Below are 14506 nucleotides of genomic sequence, written 5' to 3' on the forward strand. Positions count from 1 at the left end.
CGCAGAACGCCGGCGGGGCCGCTGTCTTCACGGCTGCTGCGCTTGCGCCAATTGCTCCAGCATGGCCAGCACGGCGGGCTGCGTTTCATCGTGACGCCAGATGCCGCGCAGATCCGACGGGGTCGACGCATGCGTCAGGGGACGGCAAACCAGATTCGGCAATTGCACCTTTCCCAGCGAAGCTGGAACCAGCGACACGCCGAACTCATGCGATACCAGGGTGGCGATCGTCAGCATGTTGCGGACCTTGTGCCGGATATGCGGCGTGAAGCCGGCCTGCAGGCAAAGCGCCAGTATCTTGTCGTAGTAGCCCGGCGAGAAATCCCGGGGAAACAGCACGAAGTCGTCGTGTTGCAACTGCTGCGCGGCTATCGTCTGGAGTCCGGCCAGGGGATGCGTTGCCGGCAGCAGGCAGACGAAGTCCTCGCGGTGCAGTACGCGTGACGCGACGCCGGATGGCATCACCCGGGGATGCACGATCCCGATATCGATCTGGCCGCGCAGCAGCGCGTCGATTTGTTCGTAGCTGCTGAGTTCGTACAGCACCACCTCGACGTCCGGCCGCGCCACGCAGAAGGCCCGGACGTCGGACGCCAGCCGTGTCAGGAACGACGAGCCCACGAATCCGATATGCACGGCGCCGGCTTCGCCATTGGCGGCGCGCCGCGCCTGTTCCTCGGCGTCGCGCGCCAGCGCCAGCAGTTTCAACGCTTCCCGATAGATCACCTTGCCGGCCTCGGTCAGCGCCACTTCGCGCGTGGTGCGCCGCAGCAGTTCCATGCCTAGCGAGGATTCCAGCTGGCGGATGTTGAAGCTGAGGGGAGGCTGGCTGATGGACAGGCGCTTGGCGGCCCTGCCGAAATGCAGCTCCTCGGCGACGGCCACGAAGTAGCGGAGTTGACGCAGATCCATGGAGAGGCTCGCGGACTAGGGGACTCTGACAGGCCGGAAAAGATTGATCCAATATCTGTATGAATAGCACAAAAAAATATATTGGACGAGAAAAATCACGTTGCCAATAATGGGTTTCACCGCGGCGACACGCGGCTATGAATCCGGGCACAGACCCGCGATCGATCCCCCAAGGAGACTCTCGTGCGTATCCCTAGCCTCATCGCGCTGGCCGCCAGCGCATTGCTTGCCGCCAGCGCCGCAAAAGCGCAGGACTATCCCCGCATGCCCATCCGTCTGATCGTGCCGTACTCGGCCGGCGGCATGACCGACGTAGTGGCGCGCGTCATCGGCCAGAAGCTTGGCGAACGGCTGGGCCAGCCGGTGATCGTGGAAAACCGCGCGGGCGCCGCCACCATCATCGGCGCGGAGATGGTCGCCAACGCCAAGCCCGACGGCTACACCTTGCTGGCGGCAACCAACACCACGCTGACGATCAATCCCTGGCTGTACCCGAAATTGCCGTATGACGCGGTCAAGAGCTTTGCGCCGATTGCGCTGGTGGCCAGCACGCCCAGCGTCATCGTCGTCAACCCGAAGGTCCCGGCGCAGACGCTGGCGCAGTTTGTGGGCCTGGCCCAGGCCAAGCCGGGCGAGTTCAGCTATGCCTCGTACGGCGCTGGCTCGACGGCGCACCTGGCCGGCGAGATGCTGCGATCCCGGGCCAGCGTCAATCTCCTGCATGTGCCGTACAAGGGCAGCGCGCCTGCCAAGGCGGCGGTGATGGGCGGCGAAGTCTCCGTCACGTTCGAACCCGCGTTCACGGGCTTGCCGCAGATCCAGGCCGGCAAGCTGACCGCGCTGGCCGTCATGAGCGACAAGCGCTCCGCGGTGCTGCCGCAATTGCCGACCACGGCGGAACTGGGCTACCCGGACATGAGGATGTCCGCGTGGGTCGGCATCCTGGCGCCATCGGGCACGCCGCCGGCCATCGTCAAGTCGCTGAGCGGCGCCATCGAACAGATCATGACCCAGGCCGACGTGCGCGAAGCCCTGCTGCGCACCGGGGGAGAGCCGGTGGGGTACTTCGGCGACGCCTTCAGCGCCTACATGCGCGAGGAAAGCGCGCGCTATGGGCAGGTCATCAAGGACGCGGACATCCGCATCGATTAAAGCGCCGCATCGGCATCGAGGCTCAAGACACATGGCAATCAAACCGTTATCCCATATTCGCGTGCTCGACCTGACCCGCGTGCTGGCAGGGCCCTGGTGCACGCAGAACCTTGCCGACCTGGGCGCGGACGTGATCAAGATCGAACGCCCTGGCGCTGGCGACGATACCCGCGGCTGGGGGCCGCCCTGGATGCCTGATGCGGGAGAGCGGCCGCGCGAGGATTCGGGCTACTACGCGTCGACCAATCGCGGCAAGAAATCCGTGACGGTGGACATTTCCACCGCCGAAGGCCAGGACATCGTCCGCCGGCTGGCGGCGAAATCGGACGTGCTGGTGGAAAACTACAAGGTCGGCACCCTGGCGCGCTATGGATTGAGTTATGAAGACCTGCGCGCCGACAACCCCGCGCTGGTCTATTGCTCGATCACCGGATTCGGGCAGACCGGGCCGTATCGTCACCGGCCGGGGTACGACTTCATTTTTCAGGGCATGGGCGGCTTGATGAGCGTCACCGGCGAGGCCGATGGCCTGCCCGGCGCAGGGCCGCAGAAAGTAGGGGTTGCCGTGGCGGACATCACCACGGGCATGTACGCCAGCCTGGCGATTGCGGCCGCCTTGGCCTGGCGCGAACGCAGCGGGCAGGGGCAGCACATAGACATGGCCTTGCTGGACTGCGTGCTGGCGTTCGGCAGCAACCCCGCCGTGAACTACCTGGTGTCCGGCAAGGCGCCCAAGCGCTATGGCAACGCGCACGCCAACGCAGTGCCATACCAGGTGTTCGACACAGCGGATGGACGCTTGATCGTGGCCGTGGGCAACGACAGCCAGTTCGCGGCCTATTGCCAGGAGATCCGGCGGCCGGACCTGGCGCAAGACCCGCGCTATGCCAAGGTCAGCGGGCGTCTGACCCATCGCGACACGCTGTTGCCCCTGCTGGCTGAAATCATGAAGACGGATACCAGCGCGGCGTGGCAGCAGCGGCTGGAACTTGCGGGGGTGCCCAGCGGACCGATCAACACCTACTCCGAGACCTTCACCGATCCGCAGGTCGTGCACCGCGGCCTGCGCGTGGATTTGCCCTTGTCGACGGGCGGCACCTGCCCGGGCATCGCCAGCCCCATGCGGTTTTCGGCGACGCCGCTGGACCATGCCGCGGGTCCGCCCGTGTTGGGCGAGCACACAAGAGACGTGCTGACGCAGCGTCTTGGCTACTCGGATGCCGCGCTGACGCATTTGCGCGCTGCCGGCGTCATCTGATTTTCCATTGCCGACGCATGCCCGCGCGCCGCTTCAGGCGCGGCGTCCGTCCACGACCTTCAGGAGCTGTCCATGTCATTTTCAGCCAGATACGATGAATACGTACGCCCGCGTCCAGAGCGCTCTTCGCAGAGCTCCCATTTCCTCGCGCCCGACTGCGCAGGCCTGGATTTCTACGCGCTGGATCGGGGTCTGCAGGACCTGCTGAGGCTGTACCTGCCCGCTGCCGCGCATGCGCAACTGCTGCCGCAGTTCCAGCGCATGGGGCAATTGGCGGGGGGGCGCCTCAATGCCTTGGCAACCGTGGCGGACAAGTATCCGCCCGTGCTGCACGCGCGCACGCGCTGGGGCGAGGACGAAGACTGGATCGAGTACCACCCGGCCTACCAGGAGATGGAACATATCGCGTTCGCGGATTTCCAGTTCCATGCCATGAGCCATCGCGCTGGCGTGCTGGGCTGCGATGCGCCGCTGCCGCCGGTGGCGAAGTATGCGCTGCAATACTTGTTTGTCCAGGCCGAGTTCGGCCAGATGTGTCCGATCAGCGTATCCGATACCTCGATCCATCTGATCAGGAAATTCGGCAGCCCCGCCCTGAAGGAAAAGCTGCTGCCGCGCATGCTGTCCAGCGACCCGGCCGCGCTCTGGAAGGGAACGCAATTCATGACGGAGAAGACCGGGGGGTCCGACGTGGGTGCCCTGGAAACCGTGGCCCGCCAAACTGACGGGATCTGGCGCCTGTACGGGGAAAAATGGTTCTGCTCGCACACCGACGCGGACATCGCCTTGCTGTTGGCCCGTCCCGAAGGCGCACCGGCGGGCACGCGCGGCTTGGCTCTGTTTGCGATGCCGCGGCGCCTGGAAGACGGCAGCCGCAATGCCTATCGCATCGTCCGGCTGAAGGACAAGCTGGGCACGCGCTCGATGGCCAGCGGCGAGATTCGCCTGGAAGGCGCCCAGGCGTACCTGGTGGGGGAGGCGGACCAGGGACTCAAGCACATGATGGAGCAGGTCAACCTGTCGCGTCTGTCGCACGGCGTGCGCGCGGCGGCAATGATGCGGCGCTGCCTCAACGAGGCCATGCTGGCCGCGCGCCATCGGCGGGCGTTCGGACGCGATGTCATCGGCTATCCGCTGCTGCGCCGCCAGTTGTTGAAACTGTTGACGCCGACGGAAGCGGCGTTGTCCATGGTCATGGCCACGGCCGACATCATGCGGCGGGCGCAGGAGGGCGCCGCGCACGCCGCCCAGGCGCTGCGGCTGCTGACGCCGCTGCTCAAGCTGCGCACGTGCCGGGACAACATCGCCGTGGCAACGGGCGCGATGGAGATACGCGGCGGCAACGGCTACATCGAAGACTTCGTCAATGCCCGGCTGGTGCGAGACGCGCACATAGGCGTGCTATGGGAGGGAACCAGCAACATCAACGCGCTCGACGCGATCCAGCGCGCCGTGCGCAAGGATCGGGCGCACGAGGCCTTGTCGGCCTTGCTGGAGAGCAAGCTGGAGGAGGCGTCCGCCTTGCCCCGCGCCTGGCGCGCAACGGCGCGGGACTGCCTGCGCCGCGCCATCAGCCTGGCCCAGGCCGTCGGGACGGACGAACAGCATGAGGCGCAGGTGCGCCGCGCGGCATCCGCACTCTATTACGCATCGGCGGCGGTGTTCATGGCCTGGGAGAGCTGCCAGCCCGGGGTGGATGCGCGCCGCCTGCTGCTTGCCGACGCGGTGCTGCGCCACTATCTGCTGCCCGCCGATCCCCTGCGCGACGCCGAGGCGGACGCAGAGACGCAGGGAGACAGGCTGATGCTGCAAACCGAGCCCTTGACGCTGGCGCAGGTTCTGCCGGTGCTGGCTTCGTCATCCTGAGAGGAGCCGCGGCAGGGGTCTTGCTCTTACAATTCCGCGCATGACCCATTTCCTGCACACCGCCGACTGGCAGATCGGCCGACAATACGGCCAGTTTGAAACCGACGACGCCGCCATGCTGGCCGAGGCGCGCTTCGACGTCGTGGCCCGCATCGCCGCGCTGGCGGCCGAACGCGGCGTGGACGCCGTGCTGGTGGCGGGCGACGTGTTCGACACGCAGGGCGTGTCGGACCGCACGATACGCCGGCTGTTCGCGGCCATGGCCGCTTACGCCGGGCCTTGGGTCATGATCGCCGGCAACCATGACGCCGCGCTGGCCGACAGCGTCTGGAGCCGGGCGATGCAGCTGGGCTGCATTCCATCCAACGTGCATGTGCCGCTGCGCACCGGCGTGGTCGATCTGGCGGCGATCAATCTCGCCGTGCTGGCCGCGCCCCTGACGCAACGCCATACCTACGACGACGTGACCCAGGCCTTCGACGCGCTGGAAACCGAAGCCGGCCGCATCCGCGTGGGCCTGGCGCACGGCAGCGTGGCGGGCCGCCTGCCGGACACCATAGACGCCACCAATCCCATCGCCCCGGACCGTGCGGCGCGCGCACGCCTGGACTACCTGGCGCTGGGCGACTGGCACGGCTGCCTGTCCATCGACGAGCGCACCTGGTATGCCGGCACGCCGGAGCAGGACCGCTTTCGCGGCAACGAGCCCGGGTACGCGCTGCATGTGCGCATCGACGCGCCGGGTGCCACGCCCGCCGTCGAGCGGCTGGCCACGGGCAAGTACCGCTGGTCGGCCTGGACGGAAACGCTGAGCCTGCCCTCGGACGCGCAGGCGCTGGCCGCGCGCATGGCAGCGCTGCGTGCGGAAGATGTCCTGCGGCTGGAAGTGCAGGGGCACGTCAACATGGAAACCTGGGAGGCGCTGCAACGCGCCGTGGACCAGGCCGCAGCGCAAGTGCGCGCGCTGTTGCCGGACCTGTCCGGCCTCATGCTGGAACCGGACGAAGCCGACCTGGCTGAACTGCGCGCCAGCGGCTACGTGGGTGAAGTAGCGGCGCAATTGCAGGCGCTGCAGGCCGATCCGGACCAATCCGCGGTCGCTGGCGAGGCATTGCGGCTGCTGCTGCGGTTCCAACGCGAAAGCGCCGCGCCGGGAGCCGCCAAATGAAGCTGTCGCGCATCGCCCTGGAAGAATTCCGCAAGTTCCGCCAGCCCATGGCGCTGGAGGGGCTGCAGGATGGCCTGAACCTGTTCGTGGGCCCGAACGAAGCCGGCAAGAGCACCGTGGCCGCGGCCATCCGTTCCGCCTTTCTCGAACGCTACAGCACCAGCAAGGTCGCCGACCTGGCGCCGCACGGCGAGTCCGGCGCGCGGCCCAGCGTGGAACTGGAGTTCACGCATGCCGGGCACAGCTACGTCCTGAAGAAGCAATTCCTGTCGCGCGCCCGCTGCGAACTGCTGATCGATGGCGGCGCGCAGCGCCTGGACGGCGAAGAAGCCGAAAACGCGCTGGCCGCCTTGCTGGGCTTTGAACTGCCGGGACGCGGCCAGAGCAAGCCGGACCTGGCGGGCATACCCGGCCTGTTGTGGATCCAGCAGGGCGACGGCCAGAACCTGCAGGAAGCGGCCGGCCATGCGGGCGCGCATCTGCGCGAAGCCTTGACGCAACTCTCCGGCGAACTGGCTTCGGGCGATGGCGACCGCCTCTACGAGCGCGTGGCCGCTGAGCGCGGCGCGCTGCTGGACGCGCGCAATGGCCGCCCCAAGGGCGCCTACAAGGAAGCCGAGGACGCGCTGGCGCGCGCCGCGGCCGAACGCGACGAATGCGCGCAGGCCATGGCGCAACTGAACGCCGACGTGGATCGCCTGGCCGAATTGCGTCGCGACCACGAGCGCGCCCAGGCCGGCGAACCCTGGAAGGACTTCGAGGCCAAGGCGGCCGAAGCGCGTGCGCGCCTGGCCGCCCTGGCCAAGGAGCGCGAAGCCTTCGACGGTCTGCGCCGCGAACAGGCGCAGGCCGCGCAGACGCTGGCGCTGTTGCAGGACCAGGTCCGGCGCGACCAGCAGGACGAGGCCGAACTCCAAGCCCTGGTCCACGAGGCCCGCGCCGCGCGCGCCCGGGTCGAGGCCGCGCGCGAACCGCTGGCGCGAGCCCAACAGCAGCGCCAGGCGCATGCCGCCGCGATGGACGCAGCGCGCCAGCGCGTCACCGCGGTGCAGGCCGTGGCCGACCGGCGCGACCTGGAGCATCAACTGGTCCAGCTGGGCGCGGAGATCGAACGCCTGGACGGCGCATTGAATGAAGTCACCGCATTGATCGAGCAGGGCTCCGCGCTCAAGGCCGAGACCATGCGGCTCGAAATCGCCGACGCCGACATGGAAGCCTTGCGCAAGCGCGAACGCGAACTGGCCAATCTGCAATTGCAGCAGCAGGCCAGCGCCACGCGCCTGTCCTATCAGCTGGAAGCGGGCGGCCGGGCGCTGTTGGACGGCCGGATGCTGAGCGGCGCCGACGAGGTCTTGCTGACGGCAGCCGCCGAACTGGAACTGCCAGGCGTCGGGCGCTTGCGCATCGAGCCGGGCGGCAAGGACCTGCCCGCGCTCAAGCGCGAAATCGACGCGGCCCGGGCGGCCAGCGCGGCCTTGCTGCAACGCCTGGGCGTCGAAAGCCTGGCGCAGGCCGAGCAACGCCATGCCCGCTACGGCGCCTTGCTGCGCGAACTGGAAGGCATGCGCAAGACGCTGGGCATCCATGCGCCCAAGGGCGTGGACGTGTTGCGGGGCCAGCGCGATGACGCGCTGGCGCGCCGCGCGCAATTGCAGGAACGACTGGACAAGCTGCCGGCTGCGCCCGCAGCGGACGGCGGCGATCTGCCCGCGGCGCTGCAGTCCCTGCGTGAAGCCGAGGCGGTTGCGGCGCAGGCCGAAACCGCGCTGGCCGCCGCGCAGCGCGCCATGGATACCGACGGCGCGCGCGCCCAATTGCTGGAAAACCAGGCGGCGGCGCGCAATGCCGAACTTCAATCACCGGAGCGCGCAGCGCAACGGCAGGCCCGCGCGGGCCGGCTTGCCGAAGCGCGCAGCAGCCACGACGAGCTGGAGCGCCGCGTGCGCGACGCGCAGGCGGCACTGGCTGGCCACCGCCCCGAACTGGTCGAACAGGATGTGCAGCGCTACGAGAAGTCCGCCGCCATCGAGCGCGAGGCGCAGCACAAGCGCCACGGCGAAATCCTGCAGTTGCAAGGCAAGCTGGACCAGGCGGGCGCCCAGGGGCTGGGCGAACGCCTGTCCGAGGCCGAGGCCGCCTGCGAACGCCTGGAACGGCGGCGCGCCGACTTCGCCCGCCGCGCCGCTGCGCTGGAACTCCTGCAAAAGCTGCTGGCGGACAAGCGCGCCGCGGCCACGCAACGCCTGCAGGCGCCGCTGGCGCGCCGGCTGAACCACTACCTGGCGCTGCTGTTCCCCGAAGCCGACCTGCGGCTGGACGATGCCTTGTTGCCCATGGCGTTGCGCCGCGCCGGTGGCGAGGACCAGCTGTCCGCGCTCAGCTTCGGCACGCGCGAACAGCTGGGCATCCTGGCCCGCTTCGCCTATGCCGACCTGCTGCGCGAAGCAGGTCGGCCGACGCTGCTGCTGCTCGACGACGCGCTGGTCCACACGGACGACATGCGGCGCGACTTCATGAAGCGCGCGCTATTCGACGCGGCCACGCGGCATCAGATCCTGATGTTCACCTGCCATGGCGAAGCATGGCGCGACATGGGCGTGGAGCAGCGGCGCATCGCTTGACCGCGCCGCGCGCAGCCGGTAGGCTACGCCCCATGCCTGACCACACGCCCTTCGCCGATTTCGCATCCGCTGCCTGCGCAGCGGATACGCGTGCGCGTGTGCTGTCCCGGCGCTCCGCAGTTTCCCCCGGTTTTTCTCCTGTCGTGTCCACGGTGGTATCGCCGCCGGTCGCGCCGCCTTGCGGCGTGGTCTCGGGCGCTTACCCGCCTTGCGCGGTCGTCGTCGGCTGACGCCGTCCGCAACGCGACTCCAGTCCTCTTTTCAAAAGCTGCGCCAGACGTCCTGATGCGTATTGCATCCGTCTAGCGCATGCCTATGCCCGCTCGCGCGGGCGGGGCTGGAGCCTGTTCATACCCCGACAGGTAGAAACCTCATGTCTTTCGATAGATCCGCGTGGACCTCCTATGGCTCCACTTCCTTGTTCGTGCTGCTGTGGAGCGGCGGCGCGATTTTCGCCAAATGGGGGCTGTCCCATGCCTCCGCCTTCGGCTTCCTGCTGTTGCGTTTCATCCTGGCGTTGGCCGTGCTGCTGCTGTTGTGCGCATGGCGGCGGCGTTGGCTGCCAGCGCCGGGCACGCGCCTGACGGTGGCGGCCACGGGCCTGCTGCTCATCGGCGGCTATTCCATCTGCTATCTGCTGGCGCTGGACCACGGCATCACGCCCGGCGTGCTGGCCACGCTGCTGGGCGCGCAGCCCATCCTGACGCTGGCCGTGATGGAAAGGCGCTATTCATTGCCGCGCCTGGCGGGCCTCGGCCTCGCCTTGTGCGGGCTGGTGATGGTGGTCTACCAGAGCATAGGCATGGCGCGCTTCTCCGCGGCCGGCATGGTCTACGCGCTGGCCGCGCTGCTCTGCATGACCAGCGGCGCCATGCTGCAGAAGCGCGTGCGCCAGACGCCCATGAACGTCATGCCGCTGCAGTACCTGGTCAGCCTGGCGCTGTGCCTGCTGTTCGTGCCGTTCCAGCCCATCCGGGTGGAGTGGGTGACAGGCTTCATCCTGCCGCTGATCTGGATGGGCCTGGTGATTTCGGTGGGCGCGACCCTGCTGTTCTACCGCATGATCCAGGCCGGCAACCTGGTCAACGTCACCAGCTTGTTCTATCTGGTTCCGGCCGGCACGGCGGCGCTGGATTACCTCATCCTGGGCAACCGGTTGTCGGCGTTGAGTCTGGGCGGGATGGCGGCGATCCTGCTTGGGCTGATGCTGGTGTTGCGCAGTCCGGCGCCGGCGGCGAAAGCGGCGCAGACCTGACTGTTGCCCCTTGAGGCATGACCCCGTGGGCGGACTTCGGTGCACCCGCGGGACAACTCCTTGTGTTGCGGGTTTTCCCTGGGTATCGGAGAAAAATACTAAGTAGTATGTTCTCATCCAGTCAATTAAATACTCGTTAGTATGTTGCTGGAGACAACGATGTCCGTGATCTGGAATCCCTCGCTCGACCCGCAAGCAAGCGCCTGGCGCGACAAGGCCGCAGACTTGACCGCGCAGGCGTTTGCGCCGGCCGCCGCCGCCATAGACCGGGAACAGCGCTATCCCGTGGAGCATCTGGCGCCGTTGCGGGAAAGCGGAATCTCGGGACTCTTCATCCCGGCCGAATACGGTGGCGCAGGGGCATCGCTGACCTCGCTGGTGGCGGTGGTGGAAGCCGTGGCGCAGGGCTGCGCCTCCACGGCCGCCATCCTGGCGGCGCTGTCGCTGGGCGCGTTTCCGGTCATCCTGGGAGGCTCCGCCGAACAGAAGATGGTGCTGCTGGGCGGCCTGGCGCGGGACGGCCACGCGGTCAACTTTGCCCTGAGCGAGCGCGGCGCGGGTTCGGATGCGGCAGCCCTGTTGACCACTGCCGTGCCTGAAGGCGACGGGTGGCGCATCCGGGGTGAAAAATGCTGGCTGGGCAATGGCGGGCATTCGCGCCATTTCATCGTGTTCGCCCGCACAGGCGAGCCTGGCGCGCGCAACAACATCAGCGCGTTCGTGGTCGACCGCGATGCCAGCGGCGTAGTGGTGGACCACTACGAAGACAAGATGGGCATACGCGGCACCACCACCACCAACCTGAAACTGGACACCTGGGTCGGCGCGGAGAGCGTGGTCGGAACGCTGGGAGAAGGGCTGAAGCTCGCCTTGGCGACCCTGAGCATCGGCCGCGTGGTGGTGGCTGCCCAGGCCAATGGCATCGCCCTGTGCAGCTATGCCGAGGCGCGGGACTTCGCGGTGGGGCGCCAGACTTTCGGGCGCAGCATCATCGACCACCAGGGCGTGGGCTTCAAGTTGGCCGACGCCGCCACCGCGTTGTCGTCGTCGCGGATGATGACCTACGAGGCGGCGCGCGCCTACGACGCCGGGCAGGACATCGGCACGCTGGGCGCGATGGCCAAGCTGCTGGCCAGCGAAACCTCGCACAGCGTGGTGGACGACGCGATGCAGATCCTGGCCGGGCGCGGCTACGTGAAGCCCAGCGCGGTGGAACGCTGCTACCGGGACCAGCGCATCACCGAAATCTACGAAGGCACCTCCGAAATCCAGCGCGTGGTCCTGGCCCGCGCCATCAAGAAAAGCGCAGGCGCCGCGGCGCAGCGCCGGGAGTTCGCATGAAAGCCAAGACTGCCATTCCTTATGACGAGATGCCGCTGCGGCAAGTGGAGTTGCTGGACGCGGCCGCGCATGCCTTCACCGAGATGGGATTCGCGGCGACCACGATCGATTCGGTCGCCGACCTGATCGGCGTCACGAAAGGCAGCGTCTATTACTACTACCGCAGCAAGACCGACCTGTTCTTCGCCGTGCACCGGCGCGCGATGCAGTTGAACCTGGACACGGTGACGCCGCTGGCGGAGGACGCCGCCGCGTCGCCGCCACAGCGGCTCTGGAACATGGCCCATGCCCACACGCATCTGATGATGGCGCATCTGCCATACCAGCGCGTCACCGTGCAGGGCGTCGAACTGCACCTGGCCGGCCGCACCACGGCGGGCCAGCGCGCCGAACTGGAAGAACTGGTGCGGCAGCGCGACCGCTACGAGTCGCTGTTCCGCAGCGTGGTCGAGGCGGGCATGGCGACCGGAGACTTCCGGCGAGGCCCGCCGGCCTTGCAGGTCAAGCCGCTGCTGGGTGCCTTGAACTGGACCACCATGTGGTATCGCCCCAGGGCCGGGGAATCAGACGCGGATCGCGAGGCCATTGCGCGCGACATTGCGGATTTCGCCGTCGCGTCCATGCAATCCCTGCTGCCCGGTTCCGTGGCGGTTCCTACTGGAGTGAATGGCCATGCATGAAATGCAATCCGAGGAACGCGGCTGGCGCGCGGTTTCCGAGTGGTATCACGCGTTCTTCACCGGCATCGTCCTGTCGGCCGTGACGCGCCGCGGCACGGCGCGCGCGGCTGAACTGGTCTACGAGATCTTCTGCCGCCAGCGCAACGAGCGCTTCCTGCCAGGCCTGAAGAAGCTGGGCATCGCGCATCTGCCGCCCGCGGTCGCGGCGGCTCAGTACCACTATCTGTCCAACCATATTGGCGGCGTGGCGGTGCAGTACATGCATGAGTCCGACCGCAAGGCCTGGATACGCTATTCCGCGCCGCGCTGGATCTGGTCGGGCACCGCGCTGTGCGCGATACCGTCGGAGGTGTCGCGCGCCATGCTGGCGGGCTGGCATGCGCAGAACGGCGTGTCGCTCAACAATCCGCGGCTGGGTTTCGTGTGCACCAAGCAGGCGGTCGACGGCCAGTCGGGACTGGAGGGCTACTACTACGAATACGACCGCGACCTGCAGCCGCACGAACGCCTGCGCTTTAGCCGCAATGAGGACGCGCCCGATTTCGACGCCGCGGCCGCGCCGACGCTGCCCACCGTGGATTGGCCCGCGACGCGCCTGGCCAAGGCCAGCCGTAACTACGCCATGGAGTACGTGCGCAGCGCCTTGCCCGTGGCGGTGAACCTGTGGGGGCCGGAGGAAGCGACCGGGCTATTGCACCTGACCGGACGAATGATAGGCATGCAGTTCTATCACGAGACGGCGCGGGCGCTGGGCGTGGAGCAGGATGGCTCCGCGCTGCAGTTCGGGCGCTTCATGGCGGCGCTGGCGCAAGCGCAGGGCGACGCGTGCGAGTTGAGCGAAACACCGGAAGGCGTGCGCGTGACGCAAAAAGGCTGGAACCTGATGGACGCCGTGGTCGATGCGCACCCTTGCGTGGCGCAAGCCTGGAACGGCCTGCTGGAAGGCGCGCTGGATGCGCACAACCACCGGCTTGCGCTGCGCATGAGCACGCAGGCGGGCGCGCAGGGCAGGGAATTCAACTGGCTGATCGCCCGCGCCTCGGCCTGACCTTGGATTCGAAGGAGACAGACTATGCATAGCAGCGATGCCGGCGGCGCGCTCGCCGGCCTGCGCGTCATCGACGCGTCGCGCGTCCTGGCAGGGCCATTCTGCGGCCAGATGCTGGGCGACCACGGCGCCGACGTGATCAAGATCGAGTCGCCGGAAGGCGACGAATGCCGCGGCTTCGGCCCGCCGTTCGTGGATGGCAGCTCGGCCTATTTCCGCGCCGTGAACCGCAACAAGCGCAGCATGGTGCTGGACTTGAACAGCGAGGCCGGACGGGAGACGTTCTGGCAATTGCTCGAAACGGCCGACGTGCTGATCGAAAACTTCAAGGCCAGCACGCTGCGCAGTTGGGGCGTGGCCGAACCGTCCGCCATCACCGAGCGCTTTCCGCGGCTGGTGCATTGCCGCATCACGGGTTTCGGCGACGATGGCCCGCTGGGTGAATTGCCAGGCTACGACGCCGCCGTGCAATCCATGGCCGGCCTGCTCAGCATCAACGGCGAGGCGGGCGGCGAACCCCTGAGGCTGGGCGTGCCGGTGGTGGACCTCACTACCGGCATGAACGCCGCGATTGCCGTGCTGTTGGCCCTGCAGGCCCGGCACCGCACGGGGCGCGGGCAGATGGCGGACGTGTGCCTCTACGATTCCGCCGTGTCGGTGGCGCATCCGTTCCTGGCCAATTACCTGGCGTCGGGCAACACGCCGCGGCCCAGCGGCAACGGGCATCCCAACATCGTGCCCTACAACGTCTACCAGACCCGGACCTGCCCCTTGTTCATCGCGGTCGCCAACGATCGCCTCTTCACCAAGCTGTGCGCGCAGCTGGGCATTGCCGGCATGGCGCAGGACGAGCGCTATAAGTCCAACGGGCAAAGAGTCGTCAACCGCGAAGCCGTGGATGCGGCGCTGGCCCAGGCGTTCGCGCAGGTCGATGGCGAGGCGTTCGGCAAGCAGTTGCTGGCGCAGAACGTGCCCGCTGCGCCGATCCTGGACATGGCATCGGTGGCTGCGGCCGCCCATACCGAACATCGCCAAATGGTGGTCCGGCGCGACGATTATCACGGCCCGGGCATACCGATAAAGCTGTCCGGCACGCCGGCGGCCATACGCCGAGGCCCGCCGCGCCTGGGCGAAATGAATGCCACGACGCCGCCGTCAGAGCGGTAAGGCAAACCAGGCAGTACCCATAAAACCAGGAGACAACA

Annotated in this window: 11 protein-coding genes; 10 read left to right on the forward strand and 1 reads right to left on the reverse strand. The window is 67.6% G+C overall.

Going from position 1 to position 14506, the window contains the following annotated elements; all coding sequences use genetic code 11:
- Window positions 1-27 precede the first annotated feature (27 nt).
- Window positions 28-912 (reverse strand): LysR family transcriptional regulator, encoded by an 885-nt coding sequence (locus tag IAG39_RS15050; RefSeq protein WP_059380052.1) that lies wholly within the window; start codon window positions 910-912, stop codon window positions 28-30.
- A 183-nt stretch (window positions 913-1095) separates the two neighbouring features.
- On the opposite strand from IAG39_RS15050, the gene IAG39_RS15055 reads away from it, so the two are divergent.
- The 10 genes from IAG39_RS15055 (at window position 1096) to IAG39_RS15100 (ending at window position 14468) form a co-directional block, all read left to right on the forward strand.
- Window positions 1096-2064, forward strand: a complete 969-nt coding sequence (locus IAG39_RS15055; protein ID WP_059380053.1) for a Bug family tripartite tricarboxylate transporter substrate binding protein — start codon at window positions 1096-1098, stop codon at window positions 2062-2064.
- Window positions 2065-2095: 31 nt separating this feature from the next.
- Window positions 2096-3322, forward strand: coding sequence for a CaiB/BaiF CoA transferase family protein (locus tag IAG39_RS15060; RefSeq protein WP_118932065.1), 1227 nt, complete (start codon window positions 2096-2098; stop codon window positions 3320-3322).
- 72 nt (window positions 3323-3394) lie between these two features.
- Window positions 3395-5188 (forward strand): acyl-CoA dehydrogenase family protein, encoded by a 1794-nt coding sequence (locus tag IAG39_RS15065; RefSeq protein ID WP_118932064.1) that lies wholly within the window; start codon window positions 3395-3397, stop codon window positions 5186-5188.
- Window positions 5189-5228: 40 nt separating this feature from the next.
- Window positions 5229-6356 carry an exonuclease SbcCD subunit D gene (locus IAG39_RS15070; protein WP_118932063.1) on the forward strand — a complete coding sequence of 376 codons (1128 nt, stop codon included), beginning with the start codon at window positions 5229-5231 and terminating at the stop codon, window positions 6354-6356.
- Complete coding sequence (locus tag IAG39_RS15075) at window positions 6353-8977, forward strand: AAA family ATPase (RefSeq protein ID WP_118932062.1); 2625 nt, start codon at window positions 6353-6355, stop codon at window positions 8975-8977. Before IAG39_RS15070 ends, IAG39_RS15075 begins: the two co-directional genes overlap by 4 nt.
- A gap of 373 nt (window positions 8978-9350) precedes the next feature.
- Window positions 9351-10232 (forward strand): DMT family transporter, encoded by an 882-nt coding sequence (locus IAG39_RS15080; protein WP_118932061.1) that lies wholly within the window; start codon window positions 9351-9353, stop codon window positions 10230-10232.
- A gap of 159 nt (window positions 10233-10391) precedes the next feature.
- On the forward strand, window positions 10392-11573 hold the full coding sequence (locus IAG39_RS15085) for an acyl-CoA dehydrogenase family protein (RefSeq protein ID WP_059380059.1): 1182 nt from the start codon (window positions 10392-10394) through the stop codon (window positions 11571-11573).
- Window positions 11570-12253 (forward strand): TetR/AcrR family transcriptional regulator, encoded by a 684-nt coding sequence (locus tag IAG39_RS15090; RefSeq protein WP_059380060.1) that lies wholly within the window; start codon window positions 11570-11572, stop codon window positions 12251-12253. Before IAG39_RS15085 ends, IAG39_RS15090 begins: the two co-directional genes overlap by 4 nt.
- Complete coding sequence (locus tag IAG39_RS15095) at window positions 12246-13301, forward strand: hypothetical protein (protein ID WP_165867801.1); 1056 nt, start codon at window positions 12246-12248, stop codon at window positions 13299-13301. The genes IAG39_RS15090 and IAG39_RS15095 overlap by 8 nt, the downstream gene beginning before the upstream one ends.
- 24 nt (window positions 13302-13325) lie before the next feature.
- The gene (locus tag IAG39_RS15100) at window positions 13326-14468 is read left to right on the forward strand and encodes a CaiB/BaiF CoA transferase family protein (protein WP_059380062.1); all 1143 of its coding nucleotides are present in this window, start codon (window positions 13326-13328) and stop codon (window positions 14466-14468) included.
- The last annotated feature ends 38 nt before the right edge of the window (window positions 14469-14506 follow it).

Source organism: Achromobacter xylosoxidans, assembly GCF_014490035.1.
Taxonomy (GTDB): domain Bacteria; phylum Pseudomonadota; class Gammaproteobacteria; order Burkholderiales; family Burkholderiaceae_B; genus Achromobacter; species Achromobacter bronchisepticus_A.